Source organism: Shewanella benthica KT99 (assembly GCF_000172075.1).
Taxonomy (GTDB): domain Bacteria; phylum Pseudomonadota; class Gammaproteobacteria; order Enterobacterales; family Shewanellaceae; genus Shewanella; species Shewanella benthica_A.
This window is the reverse complement of sequence record NZ_ABIC01000006.1, coordinates 101,133-123,625: the sequence shown is the minus strand read 5'-3', so window position 1 is coordinate 123,625 and position 22,493 is coordinate 101,133. Positions and strand designations below refer to the sequence as shown.

The following is a 22,493-nucleotide window of genomic DNA, read 5'->3' as shown; positions in this document are numbered from 1 at the left end:
TTACAATATGCGGATGATACATTCTAACCTTAAAAGGGGTTAGTGTACATCTCTCCAGTATTCTTTCTTCAACAAGTAAGTTAACACTAAGAAGATAAACAGGAAGCCCATCACCCACCAACCTAAGCTTTCACGCTCAAGTTTTACCGGGTCGCCAGAGTAAACTAGGAAGCCGGTAATATCACGAACCACTTGGTCATACTCTTCGGCATTCAGAGATCCACCAGTCGCCACTATAGTTGTCACTTCAGTCCCATCTTCCTGCTTAACGACCTCTTTCACAGGAATCCCTTGCAGGTGCTCCAGCACATGAGGCATACCCACCGACGGGAACACGATATTGTTCACACCAAATGGACGATTCTCATCTTTATAAAAACCTTTAAGGTAAGTGTAGATCCAATCTTCACCACGAACACGAGCAACCAGAGTAAGATCCGGTGGCGTTGCACCAAACCACTTAGCCGCTGCATCTTCTGGAATCGAATTTTCCATCAGGTCGCCAGGCTTAGCATCTGCATCAAACATGAATTTTTCACGCATGTCGTCGAGAGAAATACCTAAGTCATCGGCTACTCGGCTGTATCGCTGATATTGAGTGCTATGACAACCCGAACAGTTATGCTGGAACAGATCGAGGCCACGTTGTAATGACTCTGTGTCATTGAGATCTATGTTAGCACTCTCCAGATGGACCGACGAACCCGAAGCAAATGCCAGTGTGGGTACTAAGGCAACTAATGCAATCAGTAATTTTTTCATTAGTGAGTCAACCTCTCTGGTACAGGTTTAGTCTTCTCGTTCTTACTGTAGAGCCAAAGGAAGAAGAAGAAGCCGAAGTAAGTCAGAGTAAAGACACGCGCAGCAATCGTTAGCTCAGGCGTCGCCGGAACAGCACCTAAATAACCTAGGATGACGAATGAAACGGCAAACTGAGCTAAGTTCAGCTTATGTGTCAGGCTACGGTAACGAACAGACTTAACCTTACAACGATCTAACCAAGGCAGGACAAACAGTACCGCAATCGCGAGTCCCATGCCCATTACACCAAACAGCTTATCGGGAATCGCACGTAATATCGCGTAGAAAGGCGTGAAATACCAAACTGGTGCAATATGCTCTGGGGTCTTCATCGAGTTAGCCGCTTCGAAGTTTGGTCCTTCGAGGAAGTAACCGCCACCTTCGGGCATAAAGAAGAGCACATAACAGAAGATAATCAGGAAGCAAGCGGTGCCAAAAATGTCTTTAACTGTGTAGTAAGGGTGGAATGGGATACCATCGATAGGCCAGCCATTTTCATCCTTATTCTTCTTGATCTCGATACCATCCGGGTTATTTGAACCCACTTCGTGCAAGGCAATCAAGTGCAGGAACACCAGGACCACTAAGACCAGAGGCAGTGCAATAACATGCAGCGCGAAGAAGCGGTTCAGAGTCGCCCCGGAGACAACGAAGTCACCACGTATCCACAGTGTCAGGTCATCACCAATAAAAGGGATGGCACCGAACAAGGAGATAATAACCTGAGCACCCCAATATGACATCTGTCCCCATGGCAGCAGATAGCCCATGAAAGCTTCGGCCATTAGCACCAGGAAGATAAGCATACCGAATAACCAAAGTAGTTCTCTTGGCTTCTGGTAAGAACCGTAAATAAGACCACGGAACATATGCAAGTAGATCACCACGAAGAATGCCGAGGCGCCGGTGGAGTGCATATAGCGCAGCAACCAGCCATACTCGACATCACGCATGATGTATTCGATTGATGCGAATGCGCCTTCTGCAGTTGGCACATAGTTCATGGTTAGCCAGATACCTGTCAGAAACTGGTTAACCAGAACTAGCATGGCAAGTGAGCCGAAGAAGTACCAAAAGTTAAAGTTTTTTGGCGTCGCATATTGACCCACATGACGGTTATAAGTCGCCGTCATCGGGATGCGAGCATCGATCCAATCAACTAGATTCTTAATCATTACGCTGCTCCTTGATCGACACCGATGATGACATTGCCTGCATCGATATACTGATGTGGTGGAACAACTAAGTTCAACGGTGCTGGCACACCTTTGAAGACGCGACCAGCCAAATCAAACTTAGAACCATGACACGGACAATAGAAGCCTGAAGGAACGCCTTCAACTTGCTCACTGAACGTATCCGGTAAATAGGTAGGAGAACAACCTAAGTGAGTACATAGTCCCACCGCGATAAAATACTCCGGATTGATCGAACGAACCGCATTTTTAGCATAAGCAGGCTGTTGCTCTTCTGCCGATGCTGGATCGCGGAGTTGACTGTCGAGTGTGGCAAGATTGGTTAAAATCTCCTTGGTACGACGCACAACCCAGACAGGTTTTCCACGCCATTCGACACGGATCAACTGACCTGGCTCTACTTTACTGATATTTACTTCAACCGGTGCGCCTGCAGCTTTCGCTTTGGCACTCGGATTCCATGACTTTATAAAAGGAACCGCTACAGCGACGGCACCTACACCACCTACTACTGCGGTTGCTGCGGTCAGAAATCTGCGACGTCCGGTATCGACTGGCGCATTGCTCATCCACTTATCTCCAGAGAATGTTGGAATTTTTGTTTTAAATTATTTTAAAAATTGCGGTTTACCCCAAAACTCAAAAATTAAACTTGAGGCGGGGCTCATTATAGCCAAAAATCAGAAGCAGATCATAGTAAATCGAATAACAAAGTTAGCTATGTTAGGAAAGTAGCCTTCCCAGCACATTAAATAGTCATCTAGTGATAGAAATACCGATCATATATGCACAGATAAGTGAAAAAAATAAATAACATATGAGGCTAAATTAGCGACTTATGAGCTTAAAACAAAAAAAAGCCCGGCATACGCCGGGCTTTTAATCCAAATAGACTTATTTGCCTAAAGGGCTCTTCATATATTTGAAGAAATCGCTGTCTGACCCAAGCACCATGACATTCGAATCACCTTGAAAACTAGCCTTATAAGCCTCTAAGCTACGCAAGAAACTATAAAACTCAGGATCTTGGCCAAATGCAGCTGCGTATATCTTAGCCGCAGTCGCATCTCCTTCGCCGCGAACCGTAAGCGCTTTACGTTGAGCCTCGGCTAACATGATAATGACCGAAGCATCTGTATTAGCCTTGATGATCTCAGACTGTTCCATGCCCTGCGCTCTGTGCTCTTTCGCTACCGCTGTACGTTCTGCACGCATACGTTGATAGATACTCGCACTCACATTAGCCGGTAAGTTAATCTGCTTGACTCGCACATCAACCACTTCGATGCCTAAATCTTCCGCACTCTCAGATGCATTTCTCAATGCATCTTGTTGTAGCTCATCACGACTTCCGGAGACAATCTCCTTAATCGTGCGACGGCCAAACTCGGTGCGAAGATCGTTATTGATCTTACGCTGTAGTAACGACTCGGCGTTAGCCTTGATGCCACCGTTAGTCGACAAGTAGTATTTCTCGAAGTCCTTGATACGCCACTTCACATAGGAATCGACCATAAGATCTTTCTTCTCTGAAGTCACGAATCTGTCTGCTGCACCATCCAGAGTCTGGATACGTGAATCAAGAAATTTGATCTTATCGATCATAGGTATCTTGAGGTGCAAACCCGGCGCGTAGATACGAGTGATACCATCATCTTTCAGGATCTTACCGAAACGTGAAACGATCGCTCGTTCACCTTCGTTGACCACTAAAATTGACGACAAGAATACCGCCACTAGCACGGCAGCTATAACCGCTATTAGTCTACCCATGATTAATTCCTCCCCTGACGTTCGCCACGAATCGGGCGTGTATCCAACGGAACATTAGTTTGAGCCGCAGAGCCATAAGGATAACTCGTAGTAGAACTAGAGTTTACACTTCTAGGCTGAGTATTCGACTGACTCTTCTGCATCAACTTGTCTAAAGGAAGATACATCATGTTGTTGCTATTCTTCGTATCGACTAGCACCTTACTGGTGCCGCTCAATACGATTTGCATAGCATCTAAGTACAAACGCTCACGTGTCACATGAGGCGCAGCCTTATACTCAGGTAACAAGAGGTTGAATCTAGCGACCTTACCTCTAGCCTCTAATACTTCACGTTCTTTATAGGCTCTAGCTTGCTGCTCCATGCGCTTAACTTGACCACGAGCCTTAGGCTCGATAGCACGGGCATAAGCCTCAGCTTCACGAATGAACCTTTGCTCATCTTCTTGTGCCGAAATCGCATCATCGAAAGAAGCTTTAACTTCTTCAGGCGGACGAGCAGGCAGGAAGTTGACATCGACAATAGTAATACCTAGTTTGTAGGGCTCGATAATACGCTCTACTTCTGACCAGGTATCAACACGGATCTTATCTCGGCCTGTGGTCAAAATATCATCCATACTATTATGACCAATAACATAACGCAGCGCACTGTCTGTCGCCTCACGTAAACTCGCATTTGCATCGACTGCACTGAACAAGAAATTATATGCATTTGTCACTCGGTATTGCACGTCAAGCTCAACCAAGACCACGTTTTCATCGGTCGTCAACATGCTGCCAGAGGCAGGAATTGAACGGACAGTATGCACGTTAACAGGGATCACTTCATCGATAAACGTCGCTTTCCATTGAAGACCTGGATCGACCTCACCAATATACTGACCAAATCTAAGTGCGACACCTTTCTCGGCTTCTTTTACCGTATAAAAACCGGAAAGTCCCCATACGACAACGGCTATGCCTAAGACAAGGATAAGGGCAAATGAACTAAAAACAGGCCCCTTACCATTCCCTTTACCGCCGCCGAAACGCTTCGAAAGATTACGAAAAACTTCATCTAGATCTGGTGGTCCCTTATCGTTACCACTCTTATTTCCCCAAGGGTCTTTATTTCCCTTGTTACCGGGCTCGTTCCAAGCCATTTAGCACTCCATAGGTGTATGAATTAAACGAGAATAAAAATCACTCTACGCCGAGTCTTCGACAATAAAGTCCTCTAAGTCCCCTTGGCTCTGCTTCACTAATCGGAGCCAATCGGCCTCCAATAAACGAACAGATAAAATACAGCACCCCAGATCATCAAACTCTTTCTGCTGTATCGCGTCAAGTCGGTAAAACTGACCAAGATAATGCCCGGCTGTTGCCGGGATCCGCAAAGTCAGCTCCAAAGTAGCCCTACCAACGATGTCGTTGATGGCCTCTCTAAGCTGATCTAAGCCTTTTTGTTGCTGCGCCGACACCCAGACTCTGATGGGTACACCTTCGTCGTTATAATCTATCCTTGGGTTGACATCCTCTAACAGATCGATCTTATTACAGACGATCAGCTGAGGAATTTCATCGGCACCTATCTCTTTGAGCACCAACTGAACTTGCTCAAAGTTATCCCCCATATTCTCATCATGACAATCGACAATATGCAGTAACAGATCCGCTTCGCGGGTTTCTTGTAACGTCGACTTAAACGCCGCCACTAAATCATGGGGCAAGTGACGAATAAAACCTACGGTATCGGCCAAGATAATCGCGCCATCCGGTAGTTCTAACTTTCTCAAGGTAGGATCTAAGGTGGCAAACAGTTGATCTGCAGCATATACCTCTGAAACTGTAAGCGAGTTGAACAGAGTTGATTTACCCGCATTAGTATAACCGACTAATGAAACCGTAGGCTGCTCACTGCGACTCCTTGCCCTTCGACTCTGTTCTCTCTGTTTATCTACCTTCGCCAAACGCTTGTTGATGGTGCTCATTCTGCCACGGAGTAGACGTCTATCAGTCTCGAGCTGGGTCTCCCCAGGTCCTCTCATGCCAATACCACCTTTCTGGCGCTCCAGATGAGTCCAACCCCGTATTAGACGAGTCGACATATGGCGTAACTGCGCTAGCTCCACCTGCAACTTGCCTTCATAGGTACGTGCTCTCTGGGCAAAGATATCTAAGATGAGCGCGGTACGGTCCAAGACCCTACATTGGCAAACCATCTCAATATTTCTCTCTTGAGCAGGACTCAACGCATGATTAAAAATCACCACATTCGCTTCTGTCGCTGCGACCAAAGCCGCGAGCTCATCAGTCTTCCCCGAACCAAGGAAGAATTTTCGGTCCGGTGAACGACGGTTCGCAGTGATCAAACCGACTTGCTGAGCACCAGCCGAATCGACTAATAGTTGTAGTTCGACTAAGTCTTCCCTACGGTCTTCATCGGCAAAGTTAATATGCACCAAAACGGCACTTTCACCCGCCTCATAACGATCAAACAAAAAGCATACTCCTCAACAACTACTCGCTCGCCTCATCTTGCTGACCATTCAAGCCTGCGGCTTGAGTTGGTGTCGCGTGATGGGTGCTTACAGTGAATGGACGCGCTGGCACAACTGTAGAGATAGCGTGCTTATATACCATTTGGCTAACCGTGTTTTTAAGCAAGATAACAAACTGGTCAAATGACTCAACTTGTCCTTGTAATTTAATACCATTAACAAGATAAATTGATACAGGAACGCGCTCACGGCGAAGTGCGTTCAAAAATGGGTCTTGTAAAGATTGCCCCTTTGCCATTTTATAATTTCCTTTTTATTAAAAATAAGTAGTAAAACTAATACAACATAACTTTCTTGTTTGGATTTAGTATTATATAGCGAGGATGAATTAGCTAGCGACAATGTCGCAATACACTCGTTAGATTCGAATCTAAGCCAGTTTCCAGCCAATTTAACTCAGCCCACCCTCTTAACCATGTTAATTGACGCTTAGCTAATTGCCTAGTGGCAATTATCCCCTTATCGACCATAGTATTATAGTCATAGTCGCCATCAAGGTGTTGCCAGCACTGCCGATAGCCTACACACCTCATAGAAGGAAGCGCTAAATGCAGATCATTTCGCTGCCTAAGCGTACGAACCTCTGCAACGAAACCTTGATTTAACATCAATTTGAATCTTTCTTCTATAGAAAGATGTAACACTTTTCGATCTTTCGGTGAAATGGCAAATTGAATAACCTCATATGGCAGAGGAGGAGACTTAATTTGCGTCAGTTCGGTCAAACTTTTACCACTGATGCGAAACACCTCTAACGCCCTGGATAATCGTTGCGGATCATTGGGATGAATACGTTCTGCCGAAACTGGATCGACGCGCATTAATTCATCATGCAGGTGTTGCCAGCCATGGGTCTGTGCTTCAGCGGCGATCTCGGCCCTAATAACTTCGTCGGCTGCCGGTAGCGGGGATAATCCCTCTAGCAGAGCCTTAAAATAGAGCATGGTGCCCCCGACAAGCAAGGGCGTTTTACCAGACTTTACAATATCGGCAATCTCTCTGAGCGCGTCGGTTCTAAAATCTGCCACAGAGTAACTCTGCAAAGGGTCGCGTATATCGATCAACCTGTGCGGCGCTACCGCGAGTTCTTCTGCCGTCGGTTTAGCGCTGCCTATATCCATACCACGATAGATAAGAGCCGAGTCGACGGAGATGATTTCACAATTGCGCTCTTTGACCAGCTCAATCGCCAATGCCGTTTTCCCTGAGGCTGTGGGGCCCATCAGAGTAATTATTTTCGGTAAACTCGTTTCACTCACTCGTATATACTTCCAACTTTGCAGTACCTCACAAAAAAACTTTGTAAATCAGTGCTCTTTTCCCAACCAAACTTGCCAGGGTAAGCTAATGACGTCCGCCATCAACTCCTCTCTCAGGCTCTGTTCCGCTAACATCAAATCTTGCCAGATTTGAGCCGGAGACTCGAGATTTATTTCGCCATGCTTGGCAATCCAGCTTGCCAACGCCTCCTGGGCAGGTTCTTCAAAACGTATCCACTGTAATAGCTCGGGGATCACACTGACCAACTGGCTCTGTCTTAAATATGGGGGCACTTTCTTTATTATCAACTGCCCTAGACGAATTGATAGCTCAATTCCTATCTTTCTTAACACTAACTCTCTGAGCTCGATCGTCTCCTTCCAGTCATCATCCATAGGGATAGAGACTGGCATCAAGAGCGGCTGACTGATCAAACCCCCATCGAGCTTAGCAAATATGCTTATTTGTAGCAGTCGGGAGGCGATTGCTTCTATCGGTAATAATGTGAGTTTATCCCCTTGGGTTAGCACCCAATATCTAGCATCCAATAACGGAGGCATGCTTGGCTGCTCATTCACAAGTTCACTACGCCCTAAGGATGGAACCACAGGAGTAGTCAATAAGGCCCCATAAGAAGCGATAGCCGCAGCCGAAGGTAACTCAACTTGTGGGCGGGCAGTAGAGCTCGGCCTTAGAGCACTTTTATTTCCAGAATAGGGTGAAGGAGATGTTATCGAATACTCATGCTGAGTGCCTACAGGACTTGTACCTGGCCCTTTGTCAACAGGAAGATGAACTGCGCGACCATCTGGCTCCTTGACTCTCTGAGATTCCTGCACGCCTGCTTGATAAGAGCTTGAGGATGCTTCTCTATTGTTCTGGTCTTCAGTAGAAACTGGGCTGCCGACCTGAGAGAGTGCCGATTGCAGCGCCTGTAAAATAAAATCATGGACATAACGGCTCTGATGAAACCTCACTTCATGCTTAGCCGGATGCACATTGACATCGACTTGATGAGGATCGAGTTCGAGCATCAGCACATAGCTAGCCTGAGCTCCGGTAACATGCTCGGCGAAGGCTTGTCTAACTGCATGATTAACGAGTCTGTCGCGAACCTGTCTGCCATTCACATAGAAATATTGGGTGTCACTGGCCGGGCCCTCAAAATAGGGCGGCTGTATATAGCCTGACAAGTTCAAGCCTTCATGTTCGCACTTGACCTCTAGTGCCTGCTGCGCAAACTTCTTGCCACTAATCAGAGCTAAGCGTTGAAGATATTGATCTGAGGTTTTTGCCGGTCGATAGTTTCTCACCACCTTACCATTGTTTTTTAACGTGAAATGTATATCTCCTCTCACCAAAGCAATACGTTTAAGCCATTCATCTATGTGAGTAAACTCTGTCTTGTCGCTTTTAAGAAAACGTCTTCGGGCGGGAGTATTAAAAAAAAGGTCCACCGCCTCTACAGTTGAACCTACGGGGTGAGCCGCAGGGATCACCTTAACGGCCATATCAGAGCCTTCGGCATAGGCCTGCCAAGCTTCACTCTGCTCAGCCGTGCGTGAGGTCAAGGTTAATCTAGAAACAGAGCTGATACTCGCTAACGCTTCACCGCGAAAGCCAAAACTTAAGATAGCATCCAGATCGTCTAAGGTACTGAGCTTAGAGGTGGCGTGTCTGGACAAAGCCAAGCTCAACTCTTCTTTGGGGATCCCCGTACCATCGTCATGAATTTTAATCAGTTTACTGCCACCCTTCTCTATCTCTATATCGACTCGGGTCGCACCGGCATCTAAGCTGTTTTCAACTAACTCCTTGATGACTGAAGCCGGTCTTTCGACAACTTCACCCGCCGCAATTTGGTTAGCTAACTGAGGTGGCAATATCTGAATTGTCATAATTTTTAGCTCTCAAAACAAGGGGGGGGGGGGGGACTCACAAGATCACTTAAGATGAACTAGGCTCTTGGAATAACTAACTTCTGACCGATTCGAATCTTGTTAGACTTTAGATTATTGACCTTCTTAATGCTAGTAACAGACACTTGATACCTGTGAGCAATAACAGACAGGGATTCGCCCTTACGAACATTATGCTTTCGCGAACTTTTACTTGCCATCAAAGAATTAACCGGCGGATTATTCTCGAAATACTTGACAATACCCTTGTGTACTGCATTGGCAATATTATTCTGATGCTGTCTTTGAGACAGCAACCTCTCTTCTTTGTGATTAGAGATAAAGCCAGTTTCAACCAAAATAGAAGGGATATCTGGTGATTTTAGTACTGCAAAACTTGCCGATTCGGGCTTGTGCTTATGCAGCTTGGTGACTTTACCTAAGTTCGCCAGTACATCGTCGGCTATGTTATGGCTAATAGCCATTGACCTATCCATAGACATATCCAGCAAGGTCATAGCCAGATATTGCTCATTATCAGTATTTTGGATAATCTCTCCGGCACCACCCAAGAGCTCTGAATGCTTCTCTTTATGCTCTAACCAGCGACCGATTTCACTATTGGCACGTTTCATAGACAAGACCCAAACCGATGCCCCCCTAGGTTGTGGCGAGGTAAATGCGTCGGCATGAATTGAAACCAGAAGATCCGCTTTACTCTTTCTGGCAATTTCAGAGCGCTTATTTAGATTGACAAAGTAATCACCGGAACGAGTCATAACGGCTCTCATGCCCGGTGTTGCGTTGATTTTAGCCGCAATTTTCTTAGCTATCTCCAGCACCACTTTTTTCTCATAGATCCCAGATGGTCCGATAGATCCAGGATCATCTCCCCCATGACCGGCATCGATGGCGACCACGACGTCTCTAAGCTTCTGTGTTGATTTACTAGGCTGGCTCACTGTGACAAAAGAGCGACTATCATCCAGATCTAGCACTAAACGATTTCCATAGGGAGCCGTTGGTGGCAGTGAAAACAGGTTAGCTTTTACCGGTTTTACCAGATCGATAACTAGGCGTAAGATCCCCTTAGCAGGCGGTTTACTTATCCTCACTCTCTTAACCAATTTACTGTTATTAGCTAATTTACTGAGGTTTAATGAGGTCGTGGTCCCCTTGAGATCGACAACGAGTCTATAAGGGCTAGTCAGATTGAAATAGGTATATTTAGGTGCATGAGTGAGATCGAAAACGACTCGAGTCGACTCTGGAGCGGCCCAGATGCGCACACCATCTAGCTTAGTAGCACTATGGACAACAAAAGATATACATAATGTCAGCATCACAAGAATAGCTTTGAGAAGATTTTCGATTTTTATCATTATTATTTAAGTTTACTGAGCAATACTTGCCCTTTGGTTGATCCTGACGTTATTTCAACTTCTCGACTGGTACCCACATATTTAATAGCAATACTGATATCGGCTACCGGCATTAATCCATGCCCCCTATCAGGCCACTCAACCAGACATATACTCTTATCGGTGAAATAATCTCTGATCCCCATATACTCAAGTTCTTCTGGGTCGCTTAACCGGTATAGATCGAAATGAAATAGCTCAATATCACCTAACTCATAGGGTTCAACCAAGGCGTAAGTTGGGCTCTTAACTGCGCCTTCATGACCCAACGCCTGGATCAGGCCTCGGCTTAAAGTCGTTTTCCCGGCACCCAGTTCACCCGATAAATTCAGCGTTAAAGGTGGGGTAATGAATTGTGCCAATCGCTTACCCAACTCCACTGTATCTTGCTCATTATCTAGAAAAACCTTAACCGATGCCATTGTATTGACTTTACCCTTTTTTAGCTGTTTCGAACCCATTACTCTATACCAAATTACTGATCAGCAAAACAGGTTTCACTGATCATCGCAACAATTCATTATTTAAAGATTATTAACCAGAGAGCGAATATGGGGCATCAAGTCACTCGCCAGCATACCTCGCTCCCCCGAAATAGCGGCCCGGTCAGCCGCCTCACCGTGAACAACAACCCCCATGATGGCGGCGTCGAATAGGCTAAAGTCCTGAGAAATCAATGCAGCAATGATACCTGACAACACATCCCCACAACCTCCACTCGCTAAACCTGGGTTACCCACTGGAGCCACAACACATTTTTTCCCATCAGATATTAAGGTTCCTGGACCTTTTAGGACCACAATGCCACCATATTCTTGCTGTATCTTTTCAGCCGCAGCAAACCTATCCAGCTCAACTTCAATAGTGGTGATTCCCAGTAGTCGGGCCGCTTCTCCACTATGAGGAGTCAGTACCCAGTTATCATTATTACCGGGTTCCTCACTCAGTAAGTTCAGGGCATCAGCATCCAATACGCATGGTTTGTCACACAAGCCCACCGCCTTGAGCAAGTTGTAGCCCCATGACTCCTTTCCTAGACCCGGGCCTATGAGTAATGTGTTTGCCCATCCTAGTCTGAAATACACTTCCATATCGACTAGCTCACATCCCCAAAACATCAATTCCGGTCGTTCGACATTAATCGTGTGTTGATGCTCAGGCCTTGAGAGCACAGTGACTAAGCCAGCACCCGCTCTTAAGCAGGCTTCAGCCGCCAGTCTAATCGCTCCCGCCATGCCTTTATCACCACCAATCACAGTGACTTTCCCCGAAAGACCTTTATGAGTGTCTCTTGCTCTGGGGGAGAGCATGTTGGCTAACAGATCACTCGAGACACGAGTCACCTTAGAACTAGGTAAATAGGGCGAGAGACCAAGATCTGCAAAAATGAGCTCGCCGACACATTGTCTGGCATGCCCAGTCAGCAAGCCTTGCTTCAAAGCGCCGAAGGTCAGAGTCATATTCGCTTGAACAGAGCAGAGGCCACTGCCTGTATCGGCATTGAGACCCGATGGTACATCTAGACTAAAGACCCAAGCTTTACTGCTATTGATCGCAGCAATGATGTCTCTAAATGGGTCTCTTGGCTCTCCCTTCAACCCTAAGCCTAATAAACCATCTATGATGACTTCCGCCGCCACTATTTTCTCTATATTCGGAGTCTCTATGACTCCGGCCTCGGCCTTAAAAGCATCACGTGCATGGATAAACTCAGCAGCGATAACATTAGCCTCTTGGGGATCAGCAGGTCTAGACACTGCCATCAAGGAGACATCGAAACCTGCTTGTAACAAGTATCTTGCACAGACGAAGGCATCGGCACCATTATTACCGTAACCTGCAAGCACCAAGACAGGAGTTTTACTGTTTTTCCTTTTGACTAGCTGTCGATAGGCCGCCTCGCCGGCTGATTCGACCAGATCTATATAAGTAGCTAGGCCACTGCTAACCAGACCCAATTCAGCCTCATTTATTTCTGAAGCACTATACAGTTCACAAGGAAGTACCGAAGCATTTTCTAACATAACGAATCTTCCTCGAGGGTGAATGAGTACATCATATTGATATAAATTAAGATTAGTAGAATTAGAACCTAAAATCGTTAATAGATTCAGTCATCCTTGTGCCTATTCAACCATGATTTGATCTTGCATAAGAAATGGACAGTATAACAATGTCATCAATGACAAAAATGAAGAGATAACTGGAGAAGAAACTGGTGACAGTAATAAAAAATGTGTATTAATCTTTATCGAGAAGCAATAAAGGCGCCCTCAGGCACCTTTATCAAATAGCTTAGCCGTCTAATACCTATTGGTATTAGATATCATCCATACGTATGCTGCTATGAACCAGTCTTTGTTGTTGAATTCTCTCTACACGCACAAGCTCATTTAACGTTCCAGCGATATCCACAGAGGAGGAATGCTCGGCGGTTACCTGCAGAAGATCGATCAATAGGTTATCCAATTTCAAGTGCAGTTCTAAGACATCTTCTTCAGACATATTTGCAGTCAAGACAGTGTCGTGACACCTCTTTATAAAATCTTCAAAAATAATGTCTTTATACCAGGTATCCAGTACTTTTTTGGGTGCTGAATCAATATAGTTTTCCAGCTTCTCTGATACCCCTCTCTGATGCTGTTGGAAATACTCCAGCATCATCTTCACTCTGGTTGAATCCGCCTCTGTTTGCAGTCTGCTATAGAGTTTCGCCATCTCTACTCGGCAAGTAGCAACATAACTTAATAGTTCACTTAGTTGTTGAAATCGCATGTTTGCACTCCAAATTCTTGCCAAAAGCTGGCTAAAGTAATTTTTTACTGCTGCCATTATGGGGACAAACACCAATGCAATACTTGAACAAGGTCTAAGTTTGTTACTTCTTAAACTGGCTACATTAGGAATAGTTAAAGAATTTCGCTATTCCTCACGTAAATAGCCAGAAGGTGATATAGACATGAAATCGCTGGTGAATGAGATCTGTAATGGGTTATAAACTAATAATGAAGCTTAGTACGCTTTGTGTGTTGACAATGGTAATACAGAGATTTGGGGCTGAGATGATAGGAGTTTTGGTAAGAAGGAAATTGGAGCGAGCTCTTGATGTAAACCAAAGGGGTTCGAACCGCCTCTTGTTTCGAGGCTAGCTATACCTTGGAAAAAAAGAGGGTATCGTTTCTTTACTATCTGAATAGATGGGCACAACTGAGCTAATGTCGCATAAAATTTTATATTTGGAAGTTTGATATCGAAGAGGGAAATTGGAGCGACATATCGGGTTCGAACCGATGACCTATACCTTGGCAAGGTATCGCTCTACCAACTGAGCTAATGTCGCTTAAAACTTTTTTATTTAAAGATTTTGGTAAATCTTTAAATCTAGATTGAAACGACATATCGGGTTCGAAACAAACAACCGATGACCTATACCTTGGCAAGGTATCGCCCTTTTACTCTAAACAAAGAGTCAACTGAGCTAATGTCGCATAATCTTTTTAAATTGGAGCGACATATCGGGTTCGAACCGATGACCTATACCTTGGCAAGGTATCGCTCTACCAACTGAGCTAATGTCGCAAATCTTTCTTTCGAACAACTTCAACTGTAAACATCACTAAAGGTATCGTCTTTCTGCCTTTAACAACTGAGCTAATGTCGCTTAAAACTTTTTAGTCTCGAATATTTGGCGTATTCAAAACATTTTTAAATTTGGAGCGACATATCGGGTTCGAACCGATGACCTATACCTTGGCAAGGTATCGCTCTACCAACTGAGCTAATGTCGCATTCATACTATTTACTAACTTAACTTGTCAGCAAAAGTTGAGGCCGCATTATAGGAGAATTTCATATTGCTGCAACCCCTTCTTGAAAATAAATGTCTGTTTGGTCAAATTTTGAATACTTTTGCTCGATAATACTGCAATTCGGCGATAGATTCCTGGATATCCACTAGGGCTTTATGGGTTCCTTGCTTAGTAAAGCCATCCATAAGCTCTGGCTTCCAACGTCTGGTAAGCTCCTTGATAGTACTTACATCGATATTACGATAATGAAAATAGTCTTCTAACTTTGGCATGTACTTATTCAAAAAGCGTCTATCTTGACCTATGCTGTTACCACACATAGGTGATATACCTTGAGGGACATATTGAGAAACAAACTCTATGGTCATGGCAATGGCATCATCTTCACTGTACTGACTACTGCGCACTCGCTCGACTAATCCTGACTCCCCGTGGTGCTTTTGGTTCCACTCATCCATTGTTGCCAGCTGCTCATCAGTCTGAAAAATCGCAATCACAGGTCCTTCAGCAAGAATATTTAACTCTTTATCTGTCACTATTGTCGCGATCTCTATGACCTTATCGGTCTCGGGATCTAACCCTGTCATCTCTAAATCTACCCAAATGAGATTGTTTGCATCTGCAACCATAGATCTGCCTTATTCTTCCTGTTTGCCTAAATTCAGGCTTTTTTGTTTAAGACCGTGTATCATACTGCTTTTTTAAGCAACAAAATCACCTTATTTACGATGACAAACCTGTGAGTAAAAAGAAACCCCTAAGTCAGGGTCAAAAACGCCGTATGCGAGCCAATCAAGATAAAAGGCTGCAACGTAAAGATTCAGGTCGCAATGTCCCTGAATTACAGGATAGTTCACTCGAGCCTGAACAGCTCGGAACTGTTATATCTCGTTTCGGCCAGCATGCTGATGTTGAAATCGAATCAGGCCAAGTTGTGCGCTGTAATATTCGCCGTAACATTCAAAGCCTGGTCACCGGAGACAAGGTGATCGTGCGCTTGGCCGTGGAAATGACGACCAGAGTAGCCGGCGTGGTTGAAGCCGTTCACCCTCGCTTTTCGTTGCTCTCGCGGCCGGACCTCTATGACGGCATCAAGATCATTGCAGCAAATATCGATCAAATTTTGATTGTCTCTTCGATTCTCCCAAGTTTTACGACTCAAATAATCGACCGTTACTTAGTTGCGGCTGAAGACACGGGTATTTCACCGATTATCGTCCTCAATAAGATCGATCTCCTCACCGATGAAGATCGTCCAGAAGTAGAAGCTGCACTCAAGCGCTATCAAGATATAGGCTATCAAGTCTACCAAATAAGCAGTCATACCAGCCAAGGTATCGATGACATAAAAGCCTTATTGAATGAAAAAGTCAGTATCTTCGTCGGCCAATCCGGTGTTGGTAAGTCATCCATCATTAACGCCATGATGCCTGATGCCGAGCTAGCTATTGGCGATATTTCTCAAAACTCAGGCCTAGGACAACACACGACCACGACGGCTAAGTTAATGCATTTTGCTAGCGGAGGCGATCTGATTGATTCTCCGGGAGTCCGAGAATTTGCACTATGGCACCTGCCACCCGAAAGAGTGGGTGAGTGTTTTATCGAGTTCCGAGAATATCTAGGCACTTGCAAATTCAGAGACTGTAAGCACAAAAATGATCCTGGTTGTGCCATCACAAAAGCATTTAATGATGGCAAGATAGCAGCAGATCGATACAATAATTATCATAAAATTATCGCTAGTCTCAATGAGATGCGCCATGCCAGACAGTTTAGAGCCAGCGAAGAAGAATAGGGTAAGCGCAATATTTTGAAGGGAAGTACACGTGGATAAAGTAAAAATTGCATTACAATATATCATGCCTAAACATCTAGTCTCTCGCCTGATAGGTAAACTGGCAGCCGCTGAATTAGGTTCGATAACGACCGCTGCAATAAAATGGTTTATTAAGCAATACAAGATCGATATGAGTGAAGCCGCACAGAGCGAACCTGAAGCTTATAAGACGTTTAATGATTTTTTCACTCGAGCCCTCAAGCCAGGTGTACGTCCGCTTTCACAAGATCAAGATTATATTGTCCATCCGGTCGATGGCGCGATAAGCCAATGCGGTCCTATTAATGATGGTCAGATATTTCAAGCCAAAGGGCATGAGTATTCATCACTTGCACTACTTGGTGATCAAGCCGATGATGCCAAACGCTTCGAAGATGGCGATTTCGCTACCATCTACTTAGCACCAAAAGACTATCATCGAATTCACATGCCAGTGAAAGGCACCTTGTCAAAAATGACTTATGTTCCCGGTGAGTTGTTTTCCGTCAACCCATTAACCGCAGCAAATGTTCCTGGGCTGTTCGCCCGTAACGAACGTGTGGTGGCAATTTTTGAGACCGAGATAGGTCCTATTGCCATGGTATTAGTCGGTGCAACCATAGTCGCAAGCATAGAAACCGTCTGGGCAGGTACCATTACACCACCCGGAAGTAAAAAAGTATTTACCTGGGATTACCCGACCGAGGGGCCAGAGGCATTAACCCTTGAAAAAGGTGCCGAAATGGGAAGGTTTAAGCTAGGCAGTACGGTTGTCATGCTATTCGCTAAAGATGCTTTAGATGAATTTGCCGACGGTGTCGTGCCAAAAGCCGTGACCCGCATGGGACAGACTTTCGCAAAAATAGAGGATTAACCGGATCTAAACAGCTTTTGGTCAGTATACGGAGTGGTAATGAACCAAACAGCTAGTAGTAAACAATCAGGTTTATTAGAGTTACATCTCGCTGTGCTGCTATTTGGTGGCACGGCACTCTTCTCAAAAATTATTCCACTCAGTGCATTAAATATCACTCTGCTGCGCTGCATAGTGGCCGCTCTTGTCTTAGCCTGCATAGTCAAATTCAGCAAAAAAAACTTATCACTCAACTCCACTAGAGATTATTTCATCGCCCTGGGCCTAGGCATTATAGTCAGCCTACATTGGGTCACTTATTTTGCTTCTATGCAGCTCTCTTCCGTCGCTATCGGTATGATTGCCTTCTTCACTTATCCCGTGATGACAGTCTTAATTGAGCCCATCTTCACCGGTAATCGAATTCAACGAAGTGATCTTGTTAGTGGGCTCGCCGTGCTACTTGGAGTCATACTACTGATCCCCGAAGCCAATCTGGGCAATGATGTGACTATGGGCATAGCGCTGGGAATTTTATCTGCTGCGTTTTTTACCGCTCGCAACCTGCTACATAAGAGATATTTCTCCGCCTACTCTGGTCCCCACGCTATGTTTTACCAAACAGGTGTAGCCGTCTTTTTCCTCGCTCCTTGGCACACAATAGAATTCAGTCAAATAGAACAAGATACCTGGTGGCTGATACTATTACTCGGAGTGATGTTCACCGCGGCTCCCCACGCACTTTTTACCACAGCCTTGCGTCACCTCAGTGCCAAAACGGTAAGCTTAGTCTCTTGCCTGCAACCTTTCTATGGTGCTGTTTTAGCTCTGCTATTTTTAGGTGAACAGCTAGATATCAAGACAACAATAGGCGGCTTATTGGTCGTCGCAACCGCCATTTTCGAGACTCAACGACATCGAAAAACATCCAGCTGATTCTCCTTTTCTAGACTAGAGAGAGAGAAAACAGGATCTTGCCATGATAATTTTAATTTATATTTCTATTTTATGAAAAAAATCACAAAAAACGTAAAAAAAAGAAGCTATATTGAGCCACTTTTATTGATAAGATATCTCTGACTCTTTCTCTAACCTGCATCCGAATATGTTTCCAACTATGCGCACTATTTTTCTTCTTTTCATTGCATTAACTAGCTTCAGTGCAGCCGCAAGTTCGCCACTCGAACTCAATAAGCGCCTAGGACTCACTCAACCGGCTTCAACCACTTTAACGGCCGAACAAAAGCTGGCACATATCCAGCGCAGTATCGAAGAGCAAGCGTTAATAGAAAAAAATCACCTGAAGCTAATCAATAACTACCAAGGACATAAACTCAGTCTGGAGCGACAACGGGAAGAAGCTAAGTCACCTCTCCCTCGGTCCAAGACTAATGATCCCACTCAACAGGCATCTCTCGCCTATTTAAGACAGTCTGAGCTCAAAGAGATAGAAGCCGAACTCAACACCAAAGTGACGGACTTAATCAAGCAGCATAACCGGCTACCCTCTGATATTGCCTCTGCTCGACAATCACTGACTCAGCATAAAAAAAATCAAATAGATCACTCTGACAGCAATCAAAATATGTTGCTTAAGGCACAGCGTCAGCTCTATATTCAGCTCCTGACGACATTGGAGGCCGAACAGGCGAGCAGCCAAAAACGCATCAACCTCAATCAACAACAGATGTCGCTGGTCAGGCTGCAACTATCGCAACAAGAGAGCCTGATCGAAGAGATCAATAAAGCCACTGCTAAACAGAGGCAACAAAAGACAGATACCACCATAGCTAAGAATCTTTTTGAGACTTCTGCAGAGCAATCCCCCCTGACTCAACAACTGAGTCAGCTAAATATCGATTATGCCAACACGCTAAAGAACCTCACTAAGGACACCAATCGAGCCGTTCTCGCACAAGAAGCTGCCGAAAACCTCTATCAAGTTCAAGCGAAACAGCTGACCAACATCCAACAACAGGTAGGTTTAATCAAATTAAATGCTGCATTCGGCGAGCGGTTTCTGCAGATGCTGCAATCTCTACCCGCCCCACCCAATCAGGATAAGCTACAAACAAAAATTGCCCAAGCTAGACTGGAAAGATATCAACTAGAGCAAGATCTAACGATAAACAACCAACAGCTGGTAGCCAATGAGCCTTTAACTAAGATACAAATGAGACTGCTCACCTCGCAACATGACTTGATCACGCAACTCTTGCAAAGCCAAGATCTTTATTTGAGTGAACTCACTGATTTAAGAGTGATATATGAGCAGTTAACTCAACAGAATATCGCCCTTAAAAGTATTCTCAACGAACACCTATTTTGGGTGCCAAATGCTAACTCCATCGATAAATTATGGATCACAGATATTTTTCAGAGTGTGAAGTGGCTTGTGGGCCAAACTTTTTGGCCTGACATCTCTGTTTCCTTCGATGAGCAGAGTGAATACTGGTCTTGGTGGATCATCTTGTTGGTACTCTGTTTAGTCGCCCAAGATCTGTTAACACCTAAGTTCAAATCTGCCATGGCCAATGACATCACATTTGTCGGTAATGTCACCCAAGATCTGTTCAGCTACACCTTCAGGGCCCTGATTAACTCTTTACTCTACTGCGTGATTAAACCCCTGCCGATGATCGCCGCAGGCGCCATCTTACTCTTATCCAGTCTAAACCTAACGGCGGCAATCGGCATGGGGGTGTTAATCGTAGGTTTACTCTACCTGCTCTACCGCTTCACCTATCTTCTCGCACTGAATAGGGGCTTGCTCATAGGCCATTTCAAAGGTGAAAAAGCCATAATTAGGCAAGGTCAAATAAGGTTTAAATCCTTCGTTATCATGGCGATACCTTTCTTTTTTGTCATGGGGTTTACCGAGTTTATCGATAATTCAGTACTGAGAAATAGCATTGGCCGTGGCGCCTTCATTATTTTCAGTATTTTCCTGTTTAGATTCTATAAAGATATCTTATCCTTATCTAAGAAAAACAGACATCAACACCAGGATGATAAAAATAAAAAATTACTGCAAAAATTTCTATGGGCAGTACTGCTAATCGTCCCTCCTGTCTGTGCCATCCTGGCTTTTAGAGGTTATTACTACACCGCGTTTCAGGTGCTACTACAACTGCAACTTTCCCTGTTATTATCCCTAGGCTTCATGTTGCTCTATCAACTGGTAAAACGTTGGATGCTCATCGAAAGGAGGCGCATCGCCTTCGATCGTGCCAAAGCCAGACGCGCAGAGATATTGCTTCAACGTGAGCGAGATGAAGATCCACAAAGCAATACCGACCCCCTCGACACCTATGAAGAGCCGGTTGTCGATCTGGAAACCATCTCCAGCCAATCTCTGGGACTGGTACGCTCACTATTGCTACTGGCCTTCTTAGCCAGTTTAATCGGCCTCTGGACCCAGACCCACACCGCGTTATTCTCATTACTCGATGGCGTGACGCTCTGGACCAGCAACTCTCTGGTAAACGGCATCGAGCAACAGATCCCGATTACCTTAAAATCATTATTGCTCGGATTTGTCATAGTCGGCTTCTCACTGATGATAGCCACCAACCTGCCCGGTTTACTCGAGCTCACCATATTACAGCGACTCGATTTGAGTCAGGGAACCGGCTTTGCCATCACCACTATGAGTCGCTATCTAGTGGTATTTTTCGGTATCTTGAGTGGCTTTTCAACTTTAGGTATGGAATGGTCCAAGTTACAGTGGCTAGTAGCAGCACTCTCTCTGGGACTGGGTTTTGGATTACAAGAGATCTTCGCTAACTTCATCTCAGGCTTGATCATCTTGTTCGAAAAGCCAGTGAGAATTGGTGACACAGTGACCATACGAGATCTCACGGGTACCGTAACTAAGATTCAGATCCGTGCAACCACCATCATTGACTGGGATAGGAAAGAGATCATCATCCCCAATAAGGCGTTCATTACCGAACAACTCATCAACTGGTCCCTCTCAGATCCAATCACACGTGTTATTGTCTATGTCTCTGTCGCGAGAGGCTCAGATCCGGCGAGGGTCGAAGCGGCACTATATCAAGCCGTAAAAGGATGTGATGATGCATTAGAAAGTCCAGAGCCTGAAGTCTGGTTTGCGGGATTTGGTAAACACACCCAAGATTATGAAGTCAGAGCCTATGCCAAGGATATGAATACCCGTTGGCCTCTTCGTCATAAATTGCATAAAGCCATCTGTAAAAAACTTCAAGAAAACCAACTAGAACTCGCATATCCGCAGCTGGAAGTACATATCAATAACATGCAGAGTAAAGAGGTTCAAGGACTCATCAGAAGCTAATGATTATTTTTTCCCATAGAGGCGCCAGTGGATACGCGCCGGAAAATACCATGGCGGCCATGAAGAAGGCGATCGAATTAGGCGCACGTGCCATCGAGTTCGATATTCATAATGTTGAAGGTGAACTCTATGTCTTCCACGACTGTCGCTTAGATAACAAGAGTAATGGCACCGGGTTAATAGAAGAGGTAAGCCGCAGTTATCTCGACTCCCTCAGAGTTGAGGGTGAACCTATCCCCACACTTTGGCAGGTGATGAACTACCTAAACCAGCATAACTGCCTGGTGAACATAGAACTCAAGGGGATGAACTGCTTAGAGGTATTTATCGATACTTACCCTAAGCTAATTAATCAATTAAATTTCTCAGCCGAAAAGCTAATTATTTCATCCTTTCACCACGGTTTCCTAGAAAAATTCCGCCAGCGGTTTCCTCAAGCTTTAGTGGCACCTTTATTCAGAGGGATTACTTCGGCTAGCCTAAAAATAAGCCGCCGGCTCGATGCATACTCGCTGCACCTGAGTCTCAGTTGCCTGACTCAAGAGATAGTGACACAAGCTCAATCACGTGGACTAAAAGTCTTTGTATACACAGTCGATGAAGCATCGGATATGGCTCAGTTACAACAGATGGGGGTTGATGGCATATTTACTAAATTCCCGGGTCGAGCAATGAAGGCTCTGCAAGCATAATTCAGACCAACATTTACCCAATTTCAAAGCCTGCCGATGAGACTCAGTAACACTATCGCAAGCAGGGCTTCACAGCAAAATCGAATTTATTGCGCAAAAATTCAATAGCA

The 22,493-nt window shown here is 44.9% G+C and carries 19 protein-coding genes and 4 tRNA genes; 5 read left to right on the top strand and 18 right to left on the bottom strand.

Going from position 1 to position 22,493, the window contains the following annotated elements:
* Positions 1 to 39: 39 nt before the first annotated feature.
* The 18 genes from KT99_RS04230 to orn form a co-directional block, all read right to left on the bottom strand.
* Positions 40 to 762 (bottom strand): cytochrome c1, encoded by a 723-nt coding sequence (locus tag KT99_RS04230; RefSeq protein ID WP_005497364.1) that lies wholly within the window; start codon positions 760 to 762, stop codon positions 40 to 42.
* Positions 762 to 1,976 (bottom strand): cytochrome b, encoded by a 1,215-nt coding sequence (locus tag KT99_RS04225; RefSeq protein WP_005497361.1) that lies wholly within the window; start codon positions 1,974 to 1,976, stop codon positions 762 to 764. The genes KT99_RS04230 and KT99_RS04225 overlap by 1 nt, the downstream gene beginning before the upstream one ends.
* A complete protein-coding gene (gene petA, locus KT99_RS04220) occupies positions 1,976 to 2,566 on the bottom strand; it encodes a ubiquinol-cytochrome c reductase iron-sulfur subunit (RefSeq protein ID WP_005497359.1) in 591 nt (196 codons plus the stop codon). Before petA ends, KT99_RS04225 begins: the two co-directional genes overlap by 1 nt.
* 325 nt (positions 2,567 to 2,891) lie before the next feature.
* Positions 2,892 to 3,770: a protease modulator HflC gene (gene hflC / locus KT99_RS04215; RefSeq protein WP_005497357.1), complete on the bottom strand. Its 879-nt coding sequence runs from the start codon at positions 3,768 to 3,770 to the stop codon at positions 2,892 to 2,894.
* Positions 3,771 to 3,772: 2 nt separating this feature from the next.
* Positions 3,773 to 4,915, bottom strand: a complete 1,143-nt coding sequence (hflK, locus tag KT99_RS04210; RefSeq protein WP_005497355.1) for an FtsH protease activity modulator HflK — start codon at positions 4,913 to 4,915, stop codon at positions 3,773 to 3,775.
* 45 nt (positions 4,916 to 4,960) lie between these two features.
* Positions 4,961 to 6,253, bottom strand: coding sequence for a ribosome rescue GTPase HflX (gene hflX, locus KT99_RS04205; protein ID WP_005497354.1), 1,293 nt, complete (start codon positions 6,251 to 6,253; stop codon positions 4,961 to 4,963).
* A gap of 19 nt (positions 6,254 to 6,272) precedes the next feature.
* Entirely contained in the window at positions 6,273 to 6,551 is a 279-nt protein-coding gene (hfq, locus tag KT99_RS04200; protein WP_005497353.1) for an RNA chaperone Hfq, read from the bottom strand.
* Between the two features lie 94 nt (positions 6,552 to 6,645).
* Positions 6,646 to 7,572: a tRNA (adenosine(37)-N6)-dimethylallyltransferase MiaA gene (gene miaA / locus KT99_RS04195; protein ID WP_040571584.1), complete on the bottom strand. Its 927-nt coding sequence runs from the start codon at positions 7,570 to 7,572 to the stop codon at positions 6,646 to 6,648.
* Between the two features lie 48 nt (positions 7,573 to 7,620).
* Positions 7,621 to 9,471, bottom strand: a complete 1,851-nt coding sequence (gene mutL / locus KT99_RS04190; RefSeq protein WP_005497351.1) for a DNA mismatch repair endonuclease MutL — start codon at positions 9,469 to 9,471, stop codon at positions 7,621 to 7,623.
* A 59-nt stretch (positions 9,472 to 9,530) separates the two neighbouring features.
* Positions 9,531 to 10,853, bottom strand: coding sequence for an N-acetylmuramoyl-L-alanine amidase (locus tag KT99_RS04185; protein WP_005497350.1), 1,323 nt, complete (start codon positions 10,851 to 10,853; stop codon positions 9,531 to 9,533).
* 2 nt (positions 10,854 to 10,855) lie between these two features.
* Positions 10,856 to 11,314: a tRNA (adenosine(37)-N6)-threonylcarbamoyltransferase complex ATPase subunit type 1 TsaE gene (gene tsaE / locus KT99_RS04180; RefSeq protein ID WP_040571601.1), complete on the bottom strand. Its 459-nt coding sequence runs from the start codon at positions 11,312 to 11,314 to the stop codon at positions 10,856 to 10,858.
* 102 nt (positions 11,315 to 11,416) lie between these two features.
* Complete coding sequence (locus KT99_RS04175) at positions 11,417 to 12,916, bottom strand: bifunctional ADP-dependent NAD(P)H-hydrate dehydratase/NAD(P)H-hydrate epimerase (RefSeq protein ID WP_005497348.1); 1,500 nt, start codon at positions 12,914 to 12,916, stop codon at positions 11,417 to 11,419.
* Between the two features lie 295 nt (positions 12,917 to 13,211).
* A complete protein-coding gene (locus KT99_RS04170; protein WP_005497347.1) occupies positions 13,212 to 13,667 on the bottom strand; it encodes a hypothetical protein in 456 nt (151 codons plus the stop codon).
* 489 nt (positions 13,668 to 14,156) lie between these two features.
* Positions 14,157 to 14,232, bottom strand: a tRNA-Gly gene (locus KT99_RS04165).
* A gap of 50 nt (positions 14,233 to 14,282) precedes the next feature.
* Positions 14,283 to 14,380, bottom strand: a tRNA-Gly gene (locus tag KT99_RS21920).
* A 15-nt stretch (positions 14,381 to 14,395) separates the two neighbouring features.
* Positions 14,396 to 14,471 (bottom strand) — tRNA-Gly (locus KT99_RS04160).
* Positions 14,472 to 14,604: 133 nt separating this feature from the next.
* A tRNA-Gly gene (locus KT99_RS04155) sits at positions 14,605 to 14,680 on the bottom strand.
* A gap of 104 nt (positions 14,681 to 14,784) precedes the next feature.
* On the bottom strand, positions 14,785 to 15,330 hold the full coding sequence (gene orn / locus KT99_RS04150; protein ID WP_005497346.1) for an oligoribonuclease: 546 nt from the start codon (positions 15,328 to 15,330) through the stop codon (positions 14,785 to 14,787).
* Positions 15,331 to 15,440: 110 nt separating this feature from the next.
* On the opposite strand from orn, the gene rsgA reads away from it, so the two are divergent.
* The 5 genes from rsgA to KT99_RS04125 all read left to right on the top strand — a co-directional run bounded on the left by rsgA (position 15,441) and on the right by KT99_RS04125 (position 22,383).
* A complete protein-coding gene (rsgA, locus tag KT99_RS04145) occupies positions 15,441 to 16,499 on the top strand; it encodes a small ribosomal subunit biogenesis GTPase RsgA (protein ID WP_040571583.1) in 1,059 nt (352 codons plus the stop codon).
* Between the two features lie 31 nt (positions 16,500 to 16,530).
* Positions 16,531 to 17,394 (top strand): archaetidylserine decarboxylase, encoded by an 864-nt coding sequence (asd, locus tag KT99_RS04140; protein WP_005497343.1) that lies wholly within the window; start codon positions 16,531 to 16,533, stop codon positions 17,392 to 17,394.
* A gap of 39 nt (positions 17,395 to 17,433) precedes the next feature.
* Complete coding sequence (locus KT99_RS04135; RefSeq protein ID WP_005497341.1) at positions 17,434 to 18,309, top strand: DMT family transporter; 876 nt, start codon at positions 17,434 to 17,436, stop codon at positions 18,307 to 18,309.
* Between the two features lie 181 nt (positions 18,310 to 18,490).
* On the top strand, positions 18,491 to 21,691 hold the full coding sequence (locus KT99_RS04130) for a mechanosensitive ion channel domain-containing protein (protein ID WP_005497339.1): 3,201 nt from the start codon (positions 18,491 to 18,493) through the stop codon (positions 21,689 to 21,691).
* A complete protein-coding gene (locus KT99_RS04125) occupies positions 21,691 to 22,383 on the top strand; it encodes a glycerophosphodiester phosphodiesterase (RefSeq protein WP_005497338.1) in 693 nt (230 codons plus the stop codon). The genes KT99_RS04130 and KT99_RS04125 overlap by 1 nt, the downstream gene beginning before the upstream one ends.
* The last annotated feature ends 110 nt before the right edge of the window (positions 22,384 to 22,493 follow it).

Coding starts and splice junctions, on each gene's coding strand:
- KT99_RS04230 (WP_005497364.1), bottom strand. CDS start 762: ATGAAAAAATTACTGATTGCATTAGTTGCCTTAGTACCCACACTGGCA.
- KT99_RS04225 (WP_005497361.1), bottom strand. CDS start 1,976: ATGATTAAGAATCTAGTTGATTGGATCGATGCTCGCATCCCGATGACG.
- petA (WP_005497359.1), bottom strand. CDS start 2,566: ATGAGCAATGCGCCAGTCGATACCGGACGTCGCAGATTTCTGACCGCA.
- hflC (WP_005497357.1), bottom strand. CDS start 3,770: ATGGGTAGACTAATAGCGGTTATAGCTGCCGTGCTAGTGGCGGTATTC.
- hflK (WP_005497355.1), bottom strand. CDS start 4,915: ATGGCTTGGAACGAGCCCGGTAACAAGGGAAATAAAGACCCTTGGGGA.
- hfq (WP_005497353.1), bottom strand. CDS start 6,551: ATGGCAAAGGGGCAATCTTTACAAGACCCATTTTTGAACGCACTTCGC.
- mutL (WP_005497351.1), bottom strand. CDS start 9,471: ATGACAATTCAGATATTGCCACCTCAGTTAGCTAACCAAATTGCGGCG.
- KT99_RS04185 (WP_005497350.1), bottom strand. CDS start 10,853: ATGATAAAAATCGAAAATCTTCTCAAAGCTATTCTTGTGATGCTGACA.
- tsaE (WP_040571601.1), bottom strand. CDS start 11,314: ATGGCATCGGTTAAGGTTTTTCTAGATAATGAGCAAGATACAGTGGAG.
- KT99_RS04175 (WP_005497348.1), bottom strand. CDS start 12,916: ATGTTAGAAAATGCTTCGGTACTTCCTTGTGAACTGTATAGTGCTTCA.
- KT99_RS04170 (WP_005497347.1), bottom strand. CDS start 13,667: ATGCGATTTCAACAACTAAGTGAACTATTAAGTTATGTTGCTACTTGC.
- orn (WP_005497346.1), bottom strand. CDS start 15,330: ATGGTTGCAGATGCAAACAATCTCATTTGGGTAGATTTAGAGATGACA.
- KT99_RS04135 (WP_005497341.1), top strand. CDS start 17,434: ATGAACCAAACAGCTAGTAGTAAACAATCAGGTTTATTAGAGTTACAT.
- KT99_RS04130 (WP_005497339.1), top strand. CDS start 18,491: ATGCGCACTATTTTTCTTCTTTTCATTGCATTAACTAGCTTCAGTGCA.
- KT99_RS04125 (WP_005497338.1), top strand. CDS start 21,691: ATGATTATTTTTTCCCATAGAGGCGCCAGTGGATACGCGCCGGAAAAT.